Consider the following 21,467-nt stretch of genomic DNA (forward strand, 5'->3'; position numbering starts at 1 on the left):
GATTAAACATGCTATTTTTATTCATCTTTAATAAATAAAACTAATGGATGTTGATATTGTTTCGTTAATTCAATAGGCGCTATTGTTGCTCATGCTTTAATCGTGGCATTATTGCTGATTTAGCATGTTGATATAACGGGATGTAAAAGTGGTTAATGCTGTTTTTAAATTTATGATTACATATTATTGAAAAAGTTTGTTGCGGTGTGAGAAATTAGATTTATATAAAATACATTTTATATTTTGGTATTTTTGTTTTTGGTTTACTTTAATGATTAAGTATTTTTCCTCTGATTTTTCACTTTTATGCTATTTATTAGTGTCATTTTGTTGATTGTCAGTGAGTGTAAAAGTCTAGCTGTATAATAAATACACGTTATATAATCTTTTAAAAATAAGGCAACTAATAAGGCTTTACTGTTTTATTCAGAGTAGGCTAATCTTCAGTTCACATAGCGCGCATAAGTGCTGCAAAGGACGGCTGCATAAGGAGACTGTGTGAGCACAACTCAATCTATTTCAATCCCGACTTCAAAAATGAAATCGTTTCTGTCGGGTGCATTAGCAGTAATGCCATTAACCATTGCCGTGATCCCCTGGGGCATTTTAGCTGGCTCATTCGCATTAGAAATTGGCCTCACCGCGGTAGAAAGCCAGGCCATGTCGGCGATTATCTTTGCTGGGAGCGCGCAATTGGTCGCCCTTGGGATGATAAAAGCCGGTATTGGTATCGGCAGTATTTTAATTACCACCTTACTCATTACCTCTAGGCATTTACTGTATGCCATGGCCATGCGCAGCCAAATTAGTCCATTACCCCTTAAATGGCGCCTAGGGCTGGGTTTTTTACTCACCGATGAGTTATTTGCTATCTCCAACCAAGCCCATGGCGGCGATACGCCCGCACAGCATCAGTTTGATCGCTGGTATGCCTTGGGTGGCGGCTTAACTTTTTATATAGGTTGGAACATCGCCACCTTACTGGGTATTGTGGCTGGCCAGTCTATCGATAATTTAGGCGAACTCGGACTCGACTTTGCTATTGCTGCCACCTTTATCGCCATTGTGGTACCAACAGTAAAAAAACCATCGATATTAGTGTGCGTGTTGGTGTCACTCACGTTAGCGGTGGTGTGCGCCGTGTTTGCCATTCAAGCAGGGCTTTTGATTGCCGCCATATCGGGCATGGCAGCGGGTATGGCTTATGCCAAACTCACCAATGAAGGCGTTGCCGTTACCGATACGCCTTGTGCTGATATTGCGCCCACCAAGGAGGACGCCCTATGACATGGTTAATTATTATATCGATGGCGGCAGTGGTGTTTGTGAGTCGGCATTTGCTGTTAGAACCCAAAATCCCCATTAGGTTAAGCAAAAACACCTTAACCTTTTTAAGTTACTCAGCCCCAGCGGTGTTAACCGCCATATTAGCGCCCATTGTGTTTGTGCCAGAAGGTGAGCTGGCTATCAGCCTGTACAACCCCTACTTAACCTGTGCGCTGGTGGCCACGGTGCTAGCTTATATTACCCGCAATACCTTGCTGACCACTGTGCTCAGCATGGGGTTATTTTTCTTTTTGTATTAACCCTAACCCCATTGATGATTCTCAATAATTGTTAACTGACATTCACAGGTGCAATAGATTAGAATAAGCGCCATATACTGGATCAATAGAGTGAAATCATGCACGTACACATTTTAGGTATTTGTGGCACTTTTATGGGCGGATTAGCCCTGCTTGCCCGCGCAATGGGCCATAAAGTGACCGGCAGCGACGCCAACGTTTACCCGCCCATGAGCACTCAGCTTGAGCAGCAAGGTATTGAGCTAATCCAAGGATTTGACCCAATTCAACTGGGCAAAGAAGACGAAAACCAACCCGACCTAGTGGTGATTGGTAATGCCATGAGTCGAGGTAATCCGTGTGTTGAAGCGGTATTAAACCGCGGCATGAAGTACACCTCTGGGCCGCAATTTTTATCCGAACATATATTGCCAGACCGCTGGGTGCTAGCCGTAGCGGGGACTCACGGTAAAACCTCTACCTCAAGCATGCTCGCCTGGGTGTTAGAGTATTGCGGCTACGAGCCAGGTTTTTTAATTGGCGGCGTACCGCAAAACTTTGGCGTGTCAGCCCGTTTAGGTAACTCGCCATTTTTTGTGGTTGAGGCCGACGAATACGACAGCGCCTTTTTTGATAAACGCTCTAAGTTCGTTCATTATCGTCCGCGCACATTGGTAATCAATAATTTAGAATTTGATCATGCCGATATTTTTGCCGATCTGGCTGCGATTCAACGTCAATTTAATCATGTTATTCGTACCGTACCCGGTGAGGGTAAAGTGATTTGGCCTGCACAGGTTGAAGCCGTACAGCAAGTGATTGACATGGGCTGCTGGAGCGAGCAAGAAGTGTATTCAACCCAGAGCAGTTTGTTAAAGAATGAGGGTGAACCAAGCTCCTGGCAGTCGCGTACTATTGCCGACGATGGTCATGAGTTTGAAGTGTTGTTTAATGGTGAAACGCAAGGCGTTGTCAATTGGGGCTTAATTGGCCAGCACAACATTGAAAACGCCATAATGGCCATTGCTGCAGCACGTCATGTGGGTGTTGCGCCAAATCACGCGATTGAAGCGCTAGCACAATTTAGCCCGCCAAAGCGCCGTTTGGAGTTATTAGCCACCGTGAATGGCGTAGCAGTGTATGACGATTTTGCTCATCACCCCACAGCGATTGCCACCACATTACAAGGCCTACGGGCCAAAGTTGGTGCAGGTGATAACAGCAGCGGTAATATTATTGTGGTGCTAGAGCCGCGCTCCAACACGATGAAAAGCGGTGTTCATAAAGACACGCTCGCCAATTCAATGGCATTAGCCGACGTAGGTTATTTGTATCAGGCCGACAATATTGGCTGGGACATTACCGCCAGCATGGCCAATGCGCCGATACCTGTGACAGTTTTTCATAACATTGAAGATATTATTACTAACGTAGCCAATACCGCCCAAGCAGGCGATACCGTGGTGATTATGAGTAACGGTGGCTTTAATGGTATTCATCAAAAAATAATTAAGGCTTTAGCGTAAACCGCGCAGCCGCAAGAGGGTACAAGATGGCCTACGCCAAAAAAGCCAAAGCAATTAGTCTCGCCTGGACCGGCGCCTCGGGTGCGCCGTATGGCATCAAGCTACTTGAATGTTTGCTGGCGAACGACTACCAAGTATTTTTAATGATTTCGAGTGCCGCAAGGGTGGTACTGGCCACCGAGCATGGTTTACAGCTTAGTGCCAACCCAGAAAAAGCCAAAGCGCAATTGCTTGAACAGCTTGATACCCCAGATGCGCCTCTTAGCGGTGAGCTAGTGGTACTGGGCAAAGATGAGTGGTTTTCGCCGCCGGCTTCAGGCAGCGCCGCGCCAAAGCAAATGGTGATTTGCCCGTGCTCAACCGGCACGTTAGCGGCTGTAGCCACTGGCATGAGCAACAATTTGCTCGAAAGAGCAGCAGACGTGGTATTAAAAGAGCGCGGCCAATTGATTTTGGTTCCGCGTGAAACTCCGTTTAGCGCCATACACTTAGAGCATATGCTAAGCCTAACCCGCAATGGTGCGACCATCATGCCAGCGGCGCCAGGCTTTTATCATAATCCCCAATCGGTAGAAGATCTGGTAAACTTCATGGTTTCGCGGATCCTCGATCATTTAGGGATCGAGCACGACCTTACGAGTCGCTGGGGATACGGACACACCCAGCCAAACGACATCGACAATTGAGATATTTATGAAGCACACAATTGAAATGATGATTTCTGAGCAAGAAATCAATAACACCCTAGATCAGTTAGCCGAACGTATTAACGCCCATTATGCGCACAGTGAGCGTTTATTAATGGTTGGCCTATTAAAAGGGTCTGTCGTGTTTATGGCCGATTTGTGTCGTCGTATTAAAGGCCATGTCGAAATCGATTTTATGGCTGTGTCGAGTTACGGCAACAATATGAACAGTTCTCGCGATGTTAAAGTACTTAAAGACGTACAGTCTGACATTGCGGGCCGTGATGTGTTAATTGTAGAAGACCTTATCGACTCTGGTAACACCTTAAACAAGGTGCGCGAAATGTTATTGCTGCGCGACCCAAAAAGCTTAGCGCTGTGTACTTTACTGGATAAACCTGAGCGCCGCGAAGTTGACGTGCCTGTTGATTTTATCGGTATCACCATTCCTGACGAGTTTATCGTGGGTTACGGTATCGACTACGCTGAGCAATATCGCAACCTGCCTTACATCGCTAAAGTGGTGCCATTAGATTAGATCTTTTTGATATAATGGATACACTCCCGCTATAGGCGGGAGTTTTGTTTTAAGTGTCTAAATTTTTTTGCGTCTTTTTCATTTTTATAACGTCTTTAGATACATGTAATAAAAAGTGTTTAATGCGCAATTTATTGATTAGAGGTATGACAATGAGTAACACCAACAATGCATTGGTGATCGAAAACCTTAAAAAAATCTATAAAGGCGGCGTGCAAGCTGTTAAATCGATTAGTTTAACGGTCAAGCAGGGTGACTTTTTTGCGTTACTCGGCCCTAATGGCGCAGGTAAATCGACCACCATCGGTATTATCAGCTCATTAGTGCAGAAAACCTCTGGCACAGTGTCAGTGTTTGGATTTGATATAGACAAACAGCTTGAACAAGCAAAATTGTGTATTGGTTTAGTACCGCAAGAATTCAATTTCAATCAATTTGAAACCGTACAACAAATTGTGATTAACCAGGCAGGCTATTATGGTGTGCCTAAAGATGTTGCCATAGTTCGTGCAGAAAAGTACCTCACTCAACTCGACCTATGGCAAAAGCGTCACGCCCAAGCACGCGAGTTATCGGGCGGTATGAAACGCCGTTTAATGATTGCGCGCGCGTTGATGCACGAGCCAAAACTGCTTATTTTAGATGAACCAACTGCAGGGGTAGACATTGAACTACGCCGCTCAATGTGGGACTTTTTAAAGCAAATCAATCAACAAGGTGTGACCATTATTTTAACCACTCACTACCTTGAAGAAGCCGAAATGCTGTGCCGCACCATTGGTATTATCGACACAGGTTTGCTGGTGGAATGCACCACCATGAAAGCCTTGCTCAGCAAGCTTGATGTGGAAACCTTTATTTTAGACTTACGCCACGACCTAGAGTCTGCACCGCAATTAACCAATATGAACTGCCGTCTAACAGACAGCCATACTTTGGAGGTCGATGTGGCTAAATCACACAATATGAATGAGTTATTTGCTCAATTGAGCGCGGCAAATATTGAAGTGTTATCAATGCGCAACAAAGCCAACCGCCTAGAAGAGTTGTTTGTAGAACTGGTCGAAAAAGCCAAGGAGTCAAAATAATGAATCGCCTGTATTTTGTGGCTTTTAAAAGCATTTTAACCAAAGAAATTAATCGTTTTACCCGTATTTGGGTGCAAACGTTAGTGCCGCCAGCCATTACCATGACATTGTATTTTCTTATTTTTGGTAATTTAGTCGGCAGCCGTATTGGTGAAATGGGTGGCGTAAGCTACATGGAATTTATTGCCCCAGGTTTAATCATGATGTCGGTAATAACCAACTCATATTCTAATGTGGCATCGTCGTTTTACAGCGCCAAGTTTCAACGCAACATTGAAGAAATCATGGTCGCGCCAGTACCGCATTACGTGTTAATTGCCGGTTACGTTGGTGGCGGTGTCGCCCGTGGTTTGTGTGTGGGTTTAATTGTGACTGTCGTGGCAATGTTGTTTGTCAATATCACCCTTCATCATGTTGGCCTTGTCATATTAACCGTATTTTTAACTTCGGTACTCTTCTCACTGGGTGGGTTAATCAACGCGGTATTTGCTAAAAGCTTTGACGACATCAGCATCATTCCGACCTTTATTCTGACGCCTCTGACTTATTTAGGCGGGGTATTTTACTCGTTATCATTATTGCCTGAATTCTGGCAAGGCGTGTCGGGCTTAAACCCAGTAGTCTATATGATCAACGTATTCCGTTATGGCTTCTTAGGCTTCGCCGACATTAGCGTGCCACTGTCTATCGCTATTATGGTGGGCTTTTGTGTTAGCTTATGGTTTGTTGCTTATTATTTGATATCTCGTGGGATTGGATTAAGAAGTTAATACATACCAAGCACAAAAAGAATTTACAAAGGGCTCGCAAGGGCCTTTTTTTTGGGTGGTGTTTAGAAAATATTTACCTTGTAGGCTTATTCATAGGCGGGCTAATGATCGTTTTTAACTGTAATCCATTGGGCTTTGTACGCCTGTTTGGTGTAAACCTGCAACATGAGTATAGATTTGAGTTGTTTTTACATCATCGAAATAACATGGCGAAATAACATGGCCATATATGGACGCTCCCGGTGAGTCAAGACAATACTCTGCTCACCGAAGGCTTTTTGGCCTTAGTTTTCTGTACAACATTCTCACTCTTATCGTTGCTTTTGATGCGCTCATTTACCGCTAGAAGCGGTTGTACTGCCATATATACGGGCTTAACAGCCAAGCTGCGCCCCTAATGAAATCCGTACCACTGCGCCGGTCAATTGAAACACCCATGCGGATTAGGTTTTTCCTATCCTTGGCCTATTCGGGCTAGCACTGGTTGGACTGAGCCATTTCTTCATCAATAACAACAACCCTGGTGAGTATTTAATGCGCTATCTCGCGGCTCTTATCACCCACTCGGGTTAACAACCCTTGGCCAGACCGAGCTCTGCAAGATAGCGACAACGGGGTTAACAAGTACCATGGTTTACACCTTGATTTGCAGCATATTGCGGAGCATAAGGCACTTGCTTTTGTAATAAAATCCATATCAGTCTGGCGAGTCTATGAGCCGTGGCAACCACTGTACTGCAGATGCTTTTTCGGCTTCTTAACTGTGTTATCCAGAGGTTTAAATCATCTTGTTTTTTACTTGCATGGCTGACGACGGTTCTAGCACCATGAATAAGCTGTTTGCGTAAATAGCCGTTGCCTCGCTTGGTGATATTGCCATTGACACTTCGATGGCCAGAGGCAAATTGCTTTGGGGTTAACCCCAGCCACACACCCAGTTCTTTAGCAGTATTAAACGCCTGGCCTTTGCCAATTGATGCAACAAACGCTGAAGCGATAATAGGGCCGATACCTGGAATGCTGAGTAATATTTTTCCATTAGGGTCACGTTCGACAAGCTTTTTTATCAAGGTATTAATTCTGTTTAAACGTGTATTAACACTTTGATATTCTTCCCAGAAGTCATTAGCCATCAGTTTAATAATCGGACGTTGTGACGCATCGTTAATGATGTCCCACATAGCCACTTCAAATGCTTTATAACCTTGGGCAAAGCAAATCCCAAAATCGACTAATACACCCCGAATTTGATTAGTGCAGGCAGTTTTCTCCTTCACTAAACGTTCTCTGACTCGGTGTAAAAGCAATCGAACAAGGCCACCCAAAATAGTTGGCGAAATAATAGACAGTAAACTAAGCTTTATTTACCCTTCCTAAATGGTATTTAAAGATGGCCAGACCAAGACAGACAATCGTTAGTCTAGAAGATACTCCTTACTATCACTGCTGCTCGCGTGTGGTGCGTAAGGCATTTCTGTGTGGAATTGATAACTCAACAGGTGAGAACTTTGAGCATCGGCGTGAGTGGGTTGATTCACGCATTCTTGAGTTAGCGACCATCTTTGCTATCGATATCTGTGCCTACGCCGTGATGAGTAATCACTTACATGTGGTGTTGAAAGTCGATGCTGACAAAGTAAAACAGTGGTCAGATAAAGAAGTGCTCATTCAATGGTACAAAGGCTTTAAGGGCACGTTACTCACACAAAAATACCTGAAAGAAGAAGACCTTAACTCATTTGAGCTTCAAACGGTTAATGAATGCATTACCGAATACCGTAAGCGCTTAATTGATATCAGTTGGTTTATGCGCTCACTCAGTGAGCCCATCGCCAGAATGGCCAATAAAGAAGATAAGTGCACAGGCCGATTCTGGGAAGGGCGCTTTAAGTCTCAAGCACTACTTGATGAAGCCGCAGTACTAGCCTGTATGGCTTATGTTGATTTAAACCCAGTCAGAGCTAAGATAGCTGCAACTCCTGAAACCTCAGATTACACCAGTATTCAGCGCCGTATCAATTCAGCAATGAAAGGTGAACAACCTCCAGAGCTATTACCGTTTGTAGGTAATGAGCGACTCAATATGCCTAACGGACTCATGTTCAGCGTGAAAGACTACATAATATTGGTTGAAGATACCGGTCGGATTATTCGAGAAGATAAGCGTGGCGCAATTAGCTCAAGCAGTCAGGATATACTGAATAGATTAAACATCCCAGCAGAGAATTGGCTTAAAATCACCACAGAGTTTGGTGCATTATTCAAAGGTGCTGTCGGTGCCTTACCTGCATTAACAGAGTATTGTGAGCACCTAGAGCGAAAACGACGACAAGGCGCATCAAATTGTCAACGTTGGCTGCAAGCTTAAGTAAAACAGACTAAAAAATATTGTTTATCCACTGCTTGATTGATATCAGGTCCCTAGACGTGCGCTACGTTTAGCGTTTTCCCCTGCAGCCTTCGTATAATTTTAAGTGGTAATATCTTTAGATTGAATTTGTCGATTTGAACAATACAAAATACGTAGATTACCGTGCAGAAGATTAAAAATAAAAGTCATTATGTCTATCGGCATAATCGTGGGTGGCAATATTAAGAAGAGCCTGTATATGCCTTGTTTAAGAGGCGTCGTAATACCAGCTGTCTGCTAAAGCGTTTGATGCTTGGAATGACCTACAAAACAAGTAGCCATAAAATTAAAAATTTAATTAAGACAGACATTTAAAAATTTGGTCCCATTGGTTACTTATATGATGTAGCCATCTTGGTTGCATGGTCGAGTTGAAAACTCAATAATATCGATTACCCCACACTGATATGTTCAGTCATGCCGTCTCAGCTCATATCTTTAACTTGATCCCTTTGCTATATTTTATTGTAAAGCAGACTCGTGCTCAGATTTATCTCAGGAGGTTATGTGACGAGATTACTCGTATTGTTGATTATCTTTAGTGTAATAACCATATCTTCTGTCTATGGAAAAGAATTGAAGTTTGCAGTGGTACCTAAGTTCAACAGTATTTTTTTTGAGCAAAGTAAAATTGGTTGCATAGATGCTGCCGCTCAAATAAAAGGCGTAGAGTGCATATATCGGGGACCCAATATAAGTAACGTGAGGATGCAAGACCAGGTAATAAATCAGCTGATTGATGAAGGTATAGATGGTATTGCTGTCGCCATTACACAATCTAAATATCTCGCTAATAATAGCCTGAAAAGAGCTAAAGAAGTAGGCATCCCGATTATTACCTATGACTCTGATTTTGATGCTTTAGAAGACCCTAATAATTTACGCCTGGCCTATGTAGGCACAGACAATTTTGAATTAGGTAAATCATTAGGTGAAGAGTTAAAAAAACTTCGGCCCAATGGGGGAACACTTATAATGCAATCTGGGCGACCAGATTCTCCTAATTTGAATTTAAGACTGATGGGAGTCCGTTCTGCATTATCTGGAAAAAAATACGATGCCCCTCCTGGAGAATTGCTTAATAACGACTCGGGCTGGACTGAAGTTAGAGAGCCTTTTTTTAATTTTGATCAACTTGATCAATCTGTTAAGCAGATGGAATCTGTTTTGAAAGGTAAGCCTGTAAAAACTGACTCTTTTATTGCTGTCGGTGGTTGGCCGCAAAATGACCAGGCACTTTACCGTGAAATGATTGGCCCGTACCTGGCAAAAATTAATGACAACAAGGTCATTATCGTTATCACTGATACATCCTCTGAACAATTAACGATGTTGGGAGAGCATCTTGCTCATATCAATATTGGTCAAAACCCATATGAAATGGGCAGACAAGCCATTTTGACACTTTATAATATTGTAACAGAACAACAATATGAGAAAACAATTTACATCCCGACTTCAATTTGTACACCTGATAACGTTGATACCTGCACCAAGAGTGTGGGATTGTAAGCATTACCTATTTAAAATAATTACATGGCCAAAAGCCTTCGGTGAGTGAGTGTTATATTGATTCACTGGGAGTATATTAAAATGAGTTGAATGCTTTAGGTCTAAATAAATCGATAAAAACTCATTTTTCCAACAGATTAGCTGTTGAAAGGTAATAGCTGCTTCGTTGCTAATAAAAGGAATTAATTTTGCGTTTTTTCAATTGGGTCTACTTTTTGTTTTTTATGATATTAACTTTCTGCGCTAATTCATGGGCAACAAATACTGTTGATATTTTACCTATGCGCGACAGGGCTGATTTTCTCGATAATATATTGGCAAAACGTGTTGAGCTATTATTGCCCAAGCTAATGAACGAACATAAGCTAGATATGTGGGTCATCATTGGCCGTGAGTACAATGAAGATCCAGTGCTTAAAACATTATTACCTGCAACGTGGTTATCTGCTCGTCGTACAACCATATTAGTGTTTGCTCGTAAAAGTGATGGCAGTATAGGTGCTCATGCTATTGCGCCTTATAACGTTGGCCATGTCTTCGAAAAAGCGTGGGATAAAGCAAAACAACCCAATCAATGGTTAGCACTTAATGAATTAATTGAAAGCTACCGACCTAATAGCATCGGTATTAATCAATCTTCACATTGGGCACATGCTGATGGGTTGGTCGCAACCGATAAAGAAAGCCTGTTATCGCATTTACCTGAAAAATACAAAACCAAAGTTGTTTCAGCTGAACCGGTTGTCATCGGTTGGCTAGAACAAAGAATCCCTGAAGAAATAGCGATTTACAAAGATATTGTAAAATTAGCGCATTCGATAATAGCAGAAGCATTTTCAAGCAGGGTTATCACCCCAGGGCAAACAACGACTGACGATGTGGTTTGGTGGCTTAGAGAGCGCATTGTTGAACTTAAGCTACAAACTTGGTTTCACCCAACCGTTTCAATTCAACGAAGTGATAACGTTAATGTTAAGCATAATTCAAGTTTAGCGAATGACGACGGTAAACAGATTATTTTACCGGGCGATCTATTGCATGTTGATTTTGGCATAACCTATTTACGCTTAAATACCGATACGCAGCAACATGCTTATGTATTAAAACCGGGTGAAACCGAGGCGCCCCACTATTTACAAAAGGCACTGTTATTTGGCAATCAACTCCAAGATATCTTTACGGGGCATTTCTCTGAAGGATTGACGGGTAACCAAGTGTTGGCGCGTTCTCGTCAACAGGCCATTTCACAAGGGTTACAGCCAACCATTTATACCCACCCGCTGGGTTATCATGGCCATGGTGCCGGCACTACGCTGGGGATGTGGGATTCGCAAGAGGGAGTACCAGGCGATGGTGATTACCCATTACATGTAAATACCGCGTATGCCATTGAGCTGAATAACGCTATTTTTATAGAAGAGTGGAAAAAAGAAATTAGAATCATGTTAGAAGAAGATGCCATTTTCGATAAATCGGGGGTGTGGTATCTCAATGGCAGACAAACAGAACTTCTGTTAATTAAGCCTCGTGCCAGTTAATGGTTAGTTATTGTTGCTGAATGAAAACTCAAAGAATAAGCCGATGTGTTCATCGGCTTATTTAATGCAAGATTTGTTTACGTTCTAATCGCAGTTGCTACATTTCTTTTACTGCATCATCTTTTATTGATTCTGCTGTTTTGTCCGTTAAGGTAATAAGTAAGCCAGTGAGTAAGCTCATGCTATAGCCAAGTACAGCGCCAATCATTAACGGTGGAATAATAGCGGCAAGGTCGGCATTAAGTGCGAATGTGATACAGCACCCAATAAAGGTTCCAGGAATAAACGCAAAGTTTTTATTGCTGGCTTGTAGGCACATAAACGCAGTCACAATACCGGTTAATGCGTAGCTAATGATAGATGAGCCTAATACGCCACTGCCTGCAATAATTAACCATCCCCAGAATACGCCTGAAAGATTGGTTGTCATTGCCATCATCATTCCTTTTACGCCCGTTTCGGTTTGCGCGAAAAAGGTGCTGCAACCAAGAAAGCCGACCCATGTGACCAGATGAAACACATCCGCAAGCCCAGCCCAAACGGCTGCCAATAAACCTGCAGAAATAGCAATTTGCCAACGATGCGCCATAGTCGCCTCTCAAGATTAAAAAATAGAACGGTGAGTTCTAAATTTAGCACAATAAGGCCAATATATGCAGTTTAGTTTTATAAAAAGCGATCCAGTTCGCAAATAATCGCGATAGCTAATACAGTCTCAAAACGGGCTCGAGCGCTTATTTTATAATGATATCAAGATGCTGTTATTGATTTTGCTGTAGCTCCGCGCGTCTACAGATTGATCATTATTTTATGCTGGTTTGGTTTAAAATGGGTGATTTAAGGACATTGATAGCATGAGGTTATTAAGATAGGTTTTATCGTGGATGTGCATCTGTTTTACGTGCAACATTATTTAAAAGTGACTTTGCCGCCCACTATTTTATAGGCTGGAGCGCCTCTTACTAAGGTGTCTCGAGCAAATATTTGGCCACACTCAGGACAGGTGCACGCCACTTGAGTATTATCTTTTACGATACGTTCTTTAAAGCATTTTATTAAGGCACCTTTACCGCCTTTGCGATAGGTAAACAGTTGGGCTTTACACTGAGCGCAGAAGATATCCACTGTCCGTGTTGGGCCTTTTTTGTTAGGTTTTGCCATATTAAGTCTTATTTCCGCGTTTGAAGGTGAATGTTTATTGTCATAAAATCGTGATTGATATGAATAATAATGAGTTTTGATTGGCCTATCTGCAACCAGTGGTGGTCCATTTTGATGGTTTTAAAACTTAACAGGTCAATTAATGTTCGTTTAGTATTTTGTCTGGTCGTAAACATTTAATCATTGAACAAATTATTTAATTTTGATCTACGCTTTTAAATCATATTAACTCTTTAATCTGAGTTCAGGATATTGAGACAACTCGTACGGCCACCGTGAATGTAGGTCGCTGTAAAAGTTACACAGGGATAAACATTAATGGCTATTGCTAATTTATGGGCAAGCGAACTCGAGTATCGACGTACAGTGTTAAAGGCAGTGTTAATTGTCATCATTATTGCAGGCAGTCTTTTTGTTGTTAATAACTGGTTTAGTGGTTTCCAAATCTATGCCATGGTTGAGCTGGCAGTGGTATTTTTGTGTATTGGTATCCTCGCTATTCATAAACGCACAACTAACCTGACCTTGTGGTGTTGTATATTTTTATTTGCCCTGTATACGGTCATTTTGATTGGCATTTATAGTGCCTCGTTTAATTCTGGGCTATTTACCTGGTTATTTATTATTCCTGTTTTGTCATACCTGTTATTAGGCATCAAGCTAGGCACCCTTTATACCAGCGTATATATGACGGCAGGCATTGCGATTTTAACGTATGCCTTGATATACAATCTTGCCGATATTTATCCCATTACCATTGCCAATATCTTACTGTGTTTGGTGGCCATTTGGGCGTTGTCATATAGTTATGAATATAAACGAGCCGAGGCGGTAGAGCGCTTGCAAAAAATGGCGTCAATAGACCCACTTACCGGGTTAAATAACCGTTTATTGTTAGATTCTATTTTTGAGATGTTGTGCCAAAGCCTGACGGAGAAGCAATCATCTGTCTCTATGTTGTTACTTGACTTAGACCACTTTAAAAAAATTAATGACCAATTTGGACACGATGTAGGTGACAAAGTATTAGTTGAGGTATCAACAATAATCAGCGATATGCGACGTCGTAATGATTGGGCTTTCCGTTTTGGCGGCGAAGAGTTTTGTATGTTAATCCCCAATACGAGCCAACAACAGGCTGAAAAAATTGCTGAACGTTTAAGACTGGCGATTGATAATATTACGGTTATTGACGGGTGCCCACTGAGTATTACCATTAGTGTTGGCGTAGCGCGCTGGCCTGATGATGGTAGCCATTTACCCCAGATATATAAAGCCGCTGACGAAAGGCTTTACACAGCGAAAGCTCAAGGGCGAAATAAGGTGATATCGGAGTAATATCGCAAACAACCTAAACGGATTATCGCGTCGCCCAGTTGATCATATCGGTGAATGTTAATCCGTGTTTTTGACTCTATTATTGATGGCTTCTGTCAGCTGCTGCTTTTGCTTATCTTCGCCACAAAATTCTGCAAAACCTAATCCCCAACCATGGGGATTAACCTGGGTAGCCAGGTTGACCACTCTGTAACAATAATCACCTTGTTTGACAATTCTGTTAGGGTCTAATTTGTGATTTAACGTATGAGGTTGGCTTGTATCCGTTGGACTTGGGGCTAACTCAATAAAATCCAAAGTCGCATCCATCTCACTCAAACTGCCTCTTGGTTGATGTTGCGCTGCGGTTTGCTTGCCAACAAGTTGCTCAAACTCAAATTGATTTTGTTGCTGTAGATATTGGCTTGTAGCCTGTTTCATTGAGATTGCAGCATTAAAAGTATGAGTTGATACCTCTGCAGCAAGGGTTGTCGGTGTACTCGTTTTATTGGGCTTATTTGGCGCTGATGAATTCGCTGAGTTACTGACAACAACCGGCGCGATTTTAGTTGCTTCATTGTTAACCTTGAGCTGGCGCTTGTGAACATTGGATTTAACTTGAATGGGTTGCGCTACCATTTGAGGCTGGCTGCTGGGTTCTGGATTATTTTCGTTAAGCATCGATTGGTATTGCTGCGAGGTAATGAGGTAGCTTTTAATCGCGCTGTGTTTTATTGGTGTTTTGTGTTCAGCCAGTCTTTGATTGCTGTCTTGTTGCCAAAACCAAGCTATTAGCAACATCAATACACTGTGCATCACAATCGCATAGAGAAAAGGTGTAGCTAAGCGCTGTTCATAAAGCGAATTAGCTTGTCTGTTATTGCCTTCACGCGTTGCTGTGATGCTATCCATGTCACTAAAATATCGTTTATTTTATGGGTGTTAGGTTTGATTGTTAATAGAAAGTAAAGTTCAATTTGTTGCAGAGGAAGGGGTAGAAAAGGGTATTCTTGTCATCCGCATTAAGCGAATTAAAGCGGGTTTGTGTAAGTTGCGTTAAGAGTAGCTTGCCCTAAAACAAGCGCACAAAACTGACGATTACCTGAAGTCAATAAGCGGCTGTGGTTATCGAAAGCACAGGTAACGTTAATCTGTTTTCAGTGTATTAACGGTGAGCCTCTCTTGATTTGAGAGTCTGATTTGTATGCCATCAATGGTGGTTATCCGCTGCTCTTCAATATCTTTTTTACGCACCTGGTAACTGGCTGTCATGGCTTCAATGGGAGATGAAATAGTGACTTCTACAATCGTATTATCATCATACCAACCCCAGCCCCAATATCCTGCTGTTGCCAGCATTGAAATCGCAATCATAGTGTAAACGATAGCACGGCTAAATAAGGGCGATGTATGTGGTTCTGGCATATCAACAATACGATTTTTTGGGTTACCACGCCCTCGGCGTAAGTACACTACAGCTCCAACGATCACCAATATGGTGATTAAAATTTTGGTTAGCACGGTATTTTCCACTCATCAATAATTGGCTTGATTATACAGACTTTGAAAAAAGTTAACGTTAACTAGGGCGTGTTTATCTTAAGACAACCGTGGCGATATCAATATAGATAACAGGGATATCGATGTTGTTATACATCGCATCATATCGTGCCTAAAGTAAGCATTAACGTGAAGGTATTGTTCGTCTTTTTATCGATTTTATCGAACGTAAATCACACTATTATGCAATATTTATTCAGTTAGTTGACTGCTATGCTGTAGGTACCATTTGATTGCATATAGGGTTCACATGAAAGTACTACAACGTTTTAGCGCACGGCCGGCAATGGACGGTGATGGCGTTAACATCAAGCGTATTACCGACTTTGAGCAACTTCGTTTTGATCCCTATTTAATGATCGATGAAATTAAATCAGACGACGAGCAAGACTTTATTGGTGGCTTTCCGCAACATCCTCACCGTGGCGTTGAAACCTTTACCTATATTCGTAAAGGTGGGTTTGAGCATCGTGACCAAATGGGCAATGTTAAACCAATCCGCGCAGGTGATGTACAGTGGATGAGCACCGGTCGTGGTGTGGTGCATTCTGAAATGCCACTAGCGGATGCCAAAGAAGGCCTGCATGGGTTTCAAATTTGGCTCAATATGCCTGCTAAAGATAAAATGCGCCCGCCAATTTATCAAGACAGTCTCAACCAACATAAACCCCAATTGAGCAATGAGCACGGAGCCACGCTTTTTGCGTTAGCGGGTGCGTGGGGATTTAATCATAATCCATTAGCAATCAACGCCGCGATTGAAGGGCTTGCGGGGAATGGCGCTATTGCCGATTTAACGTTAACAGCACATGGTCATGGCACCCTGAACCTTGAACGCTTTGAAACTGTTTGTGTGTATATTTATCAAGGTGAACTGCATTATGTTGATAGCCAAGGCTTGCGTGAAACCGCTGCGACTGGGCAGTTTGTTGTATTAGACTCGCTTGAGGTGTGTCATTTTCAGGCAGAAGATACAGGTGCGGGGATGTTGATTTTAACCGGTAACCCTATTAACGAGTCAATCGTGCAAATGGGCCCCTTTGTGATGAACACTCAGGCAGAAATAGACCAAGCGGTGCGTGATTATCAGCAAGGGCTTTTTGGCCAGATTGAATAGCTAACTAATCATAAAATATCCCTGTTTGAGAGAAATAATTGTCAGCGTAAGCTGAAGAAAATTGCTACAATAGCAGTATATGGCCAAGGACAATTTGATGTGCAGAGTGACTGCGCACAGATGAATCACCTTGGCTAATTTGTTTGTGCAGCACTTGCGTGCTTTTTAGCTTTCGATATCAGAGGATATTCGCCTTGAGTCAGTCTACTGAACCAGCCGTTAATACGGCTTTCGCATCACTTAATTTAAAAACTGAATTGCTTGAAAACCTACAAACCATGGGTTTTGAATCGATGACTCAAATCCAGGCCGAAAGCTTACCGCCTATTTTGGCCGGTGAAGACGTGATTGGCCAAGCAAAAACAGGTTCAGGTAAAACTGCTGCGTTTGGTTTAGGTTTGCTCAATAAGCTTGATGTAAAACGTTTTCGTATTCAAACCATGGTGTTATGCCCAACCCGTGAGCTTGCTGACCAGGTAGCAGAAGAAATCCGTACACTTGCCCGCGGCATTCATAACATTAAGGTATTAACCTTATGTGGTGGTGTGCCAATGGGACCACAAGTGGGTTCGCTTGAACACGGCGCGCATATTATTGTAGGTACGCCGGGCCGTATTGTCGATCATTTAGATCGCAACCGCTTAGATTTAAGCAACATGAATATGCTTATTTTAGATGAAGCCGATCGCATGTTAGAAATGGGTTTTCAGCAGCATATTGATCAAATTATTTCTGCAGCACCGCGTGAGCGTCAAACCTTATTATTTAGCGCGACTTTCCCTGAGCAAATCAAATCGATCGCCGACCAAATCATGTATAACCCTGTGATGGTTAAAGTTGAGCAAAAGCATGACAACTTAACCATTGAACAGCATTTTTACCGTGTCGACGACAACCATGGCCGCTTAGAAGCATTGCGCTTATTGTTACTTGATAAGCAACCGCGCAGCTCAGTGGTTTTTTGTAATACTAAGCGCGAAACCCAGCAAGTGGCTGATTCATTAGCCGAGTTTGGTTTTAGTGTGTTAGCTCTGCACGGTGATTTAGAACAGCGCGATCGCGATCAAATGTTATTACAGTTTGCTAACCGCAGTGCGCGTATTTTAGTGGCAACCGATGTTGCGGCGCGCGGCCTAGACATTGATGAGCTTGATGCGGTATTTAATTACCACATTGCATACGATACCGAAGTGCACATTCACCGTATTGGTCGTACTGGCCGTGCCGGGAGCTCGGGTGCAGCTTATACCTTCTTTGGTGAAGATGACGGTTACAAAATGGCGATGATTGAAGAGGCCATGGGTAAAGATGTTGTCAGTGAAACATTGCCACCAATGAGTGCGTTAAACAAGCAGCCACAAGCTGCTGAGATGATCACTATTCAAATTGATGCCGGTAAAAAACAAAAAATCCGCCCAGGCGATGTTGTTGGCGCATTAACTGGCGATAACGGCTTAGACTTTAATGATATCGGTAAAATCAAAGTGACCGAGTTCCGTGCTTATGTTGCGGTAACCAGCAAGGTATCAAAGCAAGCACTGAATAAATTGAATAAAGGTAAGCTAAAAGGTCGTAACTACCGAGCCTGGTTTATGTAATCGTAATAGATGTTTAAACAAAAAACCGCTGAACAATGTTCAGCGGTTTTTTATTGGCTAAGCGACAATTGGCTAAGCAACGTTTCTCTAAGCGATAAGACATAAACCGTATCGCTTAACTTTACTGTTAGCTTTTTACCTTGGCATTGGCGTATGGATTAACGCTGCCTTTTGACGTGGGTGCATTGCCAGTATTGTTGCTTGTTGCTGCACCGCCGGTGCCACTGCGACGTGGTGGGCGATTGCGTTGTGGCGGTTTATTACCATTGGCGATAGCTTCGGCTCTGTTACCCGGCGCTTTAGGTTTGCTAGCACCTTGTGATTGGCCATCATTGCTGCGTGCTTGCTGGCGTGAGTCATATTTACGCGCTGGCTTATCACTTTGAGCACCATCATTGGCATGTTGTTGCGCATGCTTGCTGCGGTTTGGGTTGGGCTTTTTAACACTATTGGCTTTATGACCGCCTGAGCGACTGCCCGCTTCAGGGATAGTGAAAGGGGCTTCAAAACCGGCAAGTTGCTTACGCTCAATAGTACGCTTAATTAATCGCTCAATATCATGCAGTAGCTTAACTTCTTCAATGCCAACTAACGATACCGCTTGACCGGTAGAACCTGCACGGCCGGTACGGCCAATACGATGGACATAATCTTCAGGTACGTTAGGTAAATCAAAGTTAACCACAAATGGCAGTTGGTCAATATCGATACCACGTGCGGCTATGTCAGTTGCTACCATGACTTGTACTGTGCCGGCTTTAAAGTCTGCCAATGCTTTAGTACGGGCTGTTTGGCTTTTATTACCATGAATAGCGGCGGCTTTAATGTTGGCGGCTTCTAAACTTTTAGCTAAACGGTTAGCGCCATGTTTAGTGCGTGAAAACACTAATACTTGCTTCCAATCATTGGTTTTAATCAATTCGATTAACGCCATAGATTTACGTGTTTTGTCTAATGGGTACACGCATTGAGTCACGGTATTTGCCGTAGCGTTACGTGGCGTCACTGAAATCTCAACCGGGTTGTTGACTAACCCTTTCGCAAGTTCGCGGATTTCATCAGAGAAGGTTGCCGAAAACATCAAGTTTTGACGTTTAGGCGGCAGTAACGCTAACACCTTTTTAATGTCGCGAATAAAGCCCATGTCTAACATGCGGTCAGCTTCGTCTAACACCAGGATTTCTAATTTACTAAAGCTGATCGCTTTTTGTTGGCATAGGTCAAGCAGACGACCTGGGGTAGCCACTAAAATATCTACGCCATTACGCAGTGCGGCAAGTTGTGGAATAATCGATACACCACCAAATACTACAGCCGATTTTAACGGTAAGTTAACGCCATAGGTGGCCACACTTTCTTGAACCTGGGCGGCTAATTCACGCGTTGGTGTCAATACTAATGCACGCACTTGCCCACGTTGGGCGCGGCTGCCTTTTGACAATAATTCTAGGATCGGCAGGGTGAAGCCTGCGGTTTTCCCTGTCCCAGTTTGGGCGGCTGCCATGACATCTTGTCCGGCTAATACGGCTGGAATGGCTTGTGCTTGAATCGGAGAGGGGGTGTCATAACCTTGTTTTTCAACTGCTTTTAAAATAGCAGCATTCAGACCAAGTGAGGCAAAACTCATAGAAAAATCTCTTTGGGCAACACATTGTTGCTTTGAATAAAAGGTAGCCAGATACGGCGGCCGTGAAGCTTACCTGAAAACCGCTATAAGTGCTATTAAACTCTTATAATTGCAGACCACAGCGTGTAGGTTTGCCAGACTGTAATAGCCTGAGGGAACATTTGACGAGCAAGGCTTACGAATATAATGATTTAGAATGAAATAGTGTTAATCTTGAGGCATCGATCAGTGCTAAAACTCAACTTATTACATACAATAAAATGACAACCTAACTTGAGCAGCTTAGCTGAAGTTATTGAACGTTAAGGTATTACTGACTGATGAAATTAACGGCACTATCACATATTGAGAAAACGGCATACGAGCTGCGAGACCATGCTCATGCTGTGCTCAAAAATGTGCTGTTAATGTCTAACATTTCTACCTTAGAGCTGCAGTTGGCCATGCGCCAATTATCGAGCCACAGCCGGGTGGCATTGCATTTTCACCCCGACCGAATTGATAACAGAGGCTTAAGTGTTATCGATGGTCTATTGCGTGACGGTGTGTATAAAAGCCAGTTTGAAACCCATGTGTCTAATGGTCATTTGTCACCAGAGCTAGGTGGCTCTCGCGATCATTGGGAAAATCAACTGTTTGGCAATAGCTATGCTGGTATTAAGCATCGTCCCAAATACGGCGCCCTTGATTTTGGCTTATGCCCGTTAGGGCCTGCACCGCGTTTTGGCAGCTGTTATTTTATTACTCACTCGCAGATATTATCTCGTTGTACCTTCAGTTATATGGACTCATATCGACTACCCAAAGAAAAGGGCACCATCAAATGTTTTGATGCCATTCTTGCGGCATTATTGAGCGAAAGTTTTGAGCGCCAATATGCTTTGGGTTGTGCAGGCCTTAAACCGAGCAAGTTAATTTCTCACTTTAGCCAGCATTTAACCGATCCGGTGACCTCACGCTTTGAGGGCATGACCAGTGGTAATTTAGACCATTACATTGAGGCGCAAATTCACGGTGATGTGTCACTAGATAAAGACATTGCTATGCTGGTGGCTGACCCGTCTTTTAAAGACAGTAAAATTGGCGAGTCTTTAGTGGCATTGTGCGATGAATATGAAATCGAGTTGCATTGGCACAACGGCAGACAAATGCACATTGCAGATGTACCAGATGACTTTAGAGGTGCGGTGATGCCTGAGTTGGCAAAAAGTATTGCTGAAGATGACATTATTAATGCCGATATTATTGGCCGCGCGGCACATCAACTGCAAAAACAGCCCACCTCGTGGAGCGAGCGCGGTGCGCATACTAAAAAGCTGCAAGATTTAAAACTGTTATGGCATGTGTTGGTTAAGTACGGTCACACTCCCTCGAATGAACCTTTTCTGTTGTAGTTTAAGCTTGATTTAAGCGCGATTCCCTATAACTGATATCCATTACTGATAGTCCATTAG

The 21,467-nt window shown here is 42.9% G+C and carries 19 protein-coding genes and 1 pseudogene; 14 read left to right on the forward strand and 6 right to left on the reverse strand.

Annotated features, from left to right (window positions below):
- Positions 1–537 precede the first annotated feature (537 nt).
- The 7 genes from GQA99_RS08345 (at position 538) to GQA99_RS08375 (ending at position 6,173) form a co-directional block, all read left to right on the forward strand.
- Positions 538–1,287, forward strand: a complete 750-nt coding sequence (locus tag GQA99_RS08345) for an AzlC family ABC transporter permease (RefSeq protein ID WP_229785960.1) — start codon at positions 538–540, stop codon at positions 1,285–1,287.
- Positions 1,284–1,586 (forward strand): AzlD domain-containing protein, encoded by a 303-nt coding sequence (locus tag GQA99_RS08350; protein ID WP_160053437.1) that lies wholly within the window; start codon positions 1,284–1,286, stop codon positions 1,584–1,586. The genes GQA99_RS08345 and GQA99_RS08350 overlap by 4 nt, the downstream gene beginning before the upstream one ends.
- Before the next feature lie 98 nt (positions 1,587–1,684).
- A complete protein-coding gene (gene mpl / locus GQA99_RS08355; RefSeq protein WP_160053438.1) occupies positions 1,685–3,091 on the forward strand; it encodes a UDP-N-acetylmuramate:L-alanyl-gamma-D-glutamyl-meso-diaminopimelate ligase in 1,407 nt (468 codons plus the stop codon).
- A 26-nt stretch (positions 3,092–3,117) separates the two neighbouring features.
- A complete protein-coding gene (locus GQA99_RS08360) occupies positions 3,118–3,777 on the forward strand; it encodes a flavin prenyltransferase UbiX (protein WP_160053439.1) in 660 nt (219 codons plus the stop codon).
- A gap of 7 nt (positions 3,778–3,784) precedes the next feature.
- Positions 3,785–4,315: a hypoxanthine phosphoribosyltransferase gene (hpt, locus tag GQA99_RS08365; protein WP_160053440.1), complete on the forward strand. Its 531-nt coding sequence runs from the start codon at positions 3,785–3,787 to the stop codon at positions 4,313–4,315.
- A 152-nt stretch (positions 4,316–4,467) separates the two neighbouring features.
- Positions 4,468–5,403 carry an ABC transporter ATP-binding protein gene (locus tag GQA99_RS08370; RefSeq protein ID WP_160053441.1) on the forward strand — a complete coding sequence of 312 codons (936 nt, stop codon included), beginning with the start codon at positions 4,468–4,470 and terminating at the stop codon, positions 5,401–5,403.
- The gene (locus GQA99_RS08375) at positions 5,403–6,173 is read left to right on the forward strand and encodes an ABC transporter permease (protein WP_160053442.1); all 771 of its coding nucleotides are present in this window, start codon (positions 5,403–5,405) and stop codon (positions 6,171–6,173) included. Before GQA99_RS08370 ends, GQA99_RS08375 begins: the two co-directional genes overlap by 1 nt.
- A 617-nt stretch (positions 6,174–6,790) precedes the next feature.
- Here GQA99_RS08375 and GQA99_RS08380 read toward each other — a convergent pair.
- Positions 6,791–7,480 (reverse strand): annotated as a pseudogene (locus tag GQA99_RS08380) (IS110 family RNA-guided transposase); the annotation flags it as partial.
- Positions 7,481–7,563: 83 nt separating this feature from the next.
- On the opposite strand from GQA99_RS08380, the gene GQA99_RS08385 reads away from it, so the two are divergent.
- The 3 genes from GQA99_RS08385 to GQA99_RS08395 all read left to right on the forward strand — a co-directional run bounded on the left by GQA99_RS08385 (position 7,564) and on the right by GQA99_RS08395 (position 11,633).
- The gene (locus tag GQA99_RS08385; protein ID WP_160053443.1) at positions 7,564–8,541 is read left to right on the forward strand and encodes a transposase; all 978 of its coding nucleotides are present in this window, start codon (positions 7,564–7,566) and stop codon (positions 8,539–8,541) included.
- A gap of 549 nt (positions 8,542–9,090) precedes the next feature.
- Positions 9,091–10,095: a substrate-binding domain-containing protein gene (locus tag GQA99_RS08390; protein ID WP_160053444.1), complete on the forward strand. Its 1,005-nt coding sequence runs from the start codon at positions 9,091–9,093 to the stop codon at positions 10,093–10,095.
- 224 nt (positions 10,096–10,319) lie between these two features.
- Complete coding sequence (locus tag GQA99_RS08395) at positions 10,320–11,633, forward strand: M24 family metallopeptidase (RefSeq protein WP_160053550.1); 1,314 nt, start codon at positions 10,320–10,322, stop codon at positions 11,631–11,633.
- 97 nt (positions 11,634–11,730) lie between these two features.
- Here the strand turns inward: GQA99_RS08395 and GQA99_RS08400 are convergent, their stop codons facing one another.
- Together GQA99_RS08400 and GQA99_RS08405 are read right to left on the reverse strand one after the other, a co-directional pair.
- Positions 11,731–12,222, reverse strand: a complete 492-nt coding sequence (locus tag GQA99_RS08400; protein ID WP_160053445.1) for a DUF1097 domain-containing protein — start codon at positions 12,220–12,222, stop codon at positions 11,731–11,733.
- Positions 12,223–12,542: 320 nt separating this feature from the next.
- Entirely contained in the window at positions 12,543–12,794 is a 252-nt protein-coding gene (locus tag GQA99_RS08405) for a hypothetical protein (protein WP_160053446.1), read from the reverse strand.
- Positions 12,795–13,112: 318 nt separating this feature from the next.
- On the opposite strand from GQA99_RS08405, the gene GQA99_RS08410 reads away from it, so the two are divergent.
- A complete protein-coding gene (locus tag GQA99_RS08410) occupies positions 13,113–14,132 on the forward strand; it encodes a GGDEF domain-containing protein (protein WP_160053447.1) in 1,020 nt (339 codons plus the stop codon).
- Between the two features lie 57 nt (positions 14,133–14,189).
- On the opposite strand, the gene GQA99_RS08415 is transcribed toward GQA99_RS08410, so the two are convergent.
- Positions 14,190–15,023: a hypothetical protein gene (locus GQA99_RS08415; RefSeq protein WP_160053448.1), complete on the reverse strand. Its 834-nt coding sequence runs from the start codon at positions 15,021–15,023 to the stop codon at positions 14,190–14,192.
- A gap of 234 nt (positions 15,024–15,257) precedes the next feature.
- Positions 15,258–15,632: a hypothetical protein gene (locus tag GQA99_RS08420; RefSeq protein ID WP_160053449.1), complete on the reverse strand. Its 375-nt coding sequence runs from the start codon at positions 15,630–15,632 to the stop codon at positions 15,258–15,260.
- 289 nt (positions 15,633–15,921) lie between these two features.
- On the opposite strand from GQA99_RS08420, the gene GQA99_RS08425 reads away from it, so the two are divergent.
- On the forward strand, positions 15,922–16,788 hold the full coding sequence (locus GQA99_RS08425; protein ID WP_160053450.1) for a pirin family protein: 867 nt from the start codon (positions 15,922–15,924) through the stop codon (positions 16,786–16,788).
- Between the two features lie 194 nt (positions 16,789–16,982).
- Complete coding sequence (gene dbpA, locus GQA99_RS08430) at positions 16,983–18,386, forward strand: ATP-dependent RNA helicase DbpA (RefSeq protein WP_160053451.1); 1,404 nt, start codon at positions 16,983–16,985, stop codon at positions 18,384–18,386.
- Between the two features lie 127 nt (positions 18,387–18,513).
- Here dbpA and GQA99_RS08435 read toward each other — a convergent pair whose 3' ends face one another.
- Positions 18,514–20,013 (reverse strand): DEAD/DEAH box helicase, encoded by a 1,500-nt coding sequence (locus GQA99_RS08435; RefSeq protein WP_160053452.1) that lies wholly within the window; start codon positions 20,011–20,013, stop codon positions 18,514–18,516.
- Between the two features lie 320 nt (positions 20,014–20,333).
- Between GQA99_RS08435 and GQA99_RS08440 the strand changes: the two genes are divergently transcribed.
- The gene (locus GQA99_RS08440) at positions 20,334–21,407 is read left to right on the forward strand and encodes a DUF3626 domain-containing protein (protein WP_160053453.1); all 1,074 of its coding nucleotides are present in this window, start codon (positions 20,334–20,336) and stop codon (positions 21,405–21,407) included.
- Positions 21,408–21,467 lie beyond the last annotated feature (60 nt).

Source organism: Shewanella litoralis (assembly GCF_009828585.1).
Taxonomy (GTDB): Bacteria; Pseudomonadota; Gammaproteobacteria; order Enterobacterales; family Shewanellaceae; genus Shewanella; species Shewanella litoralis.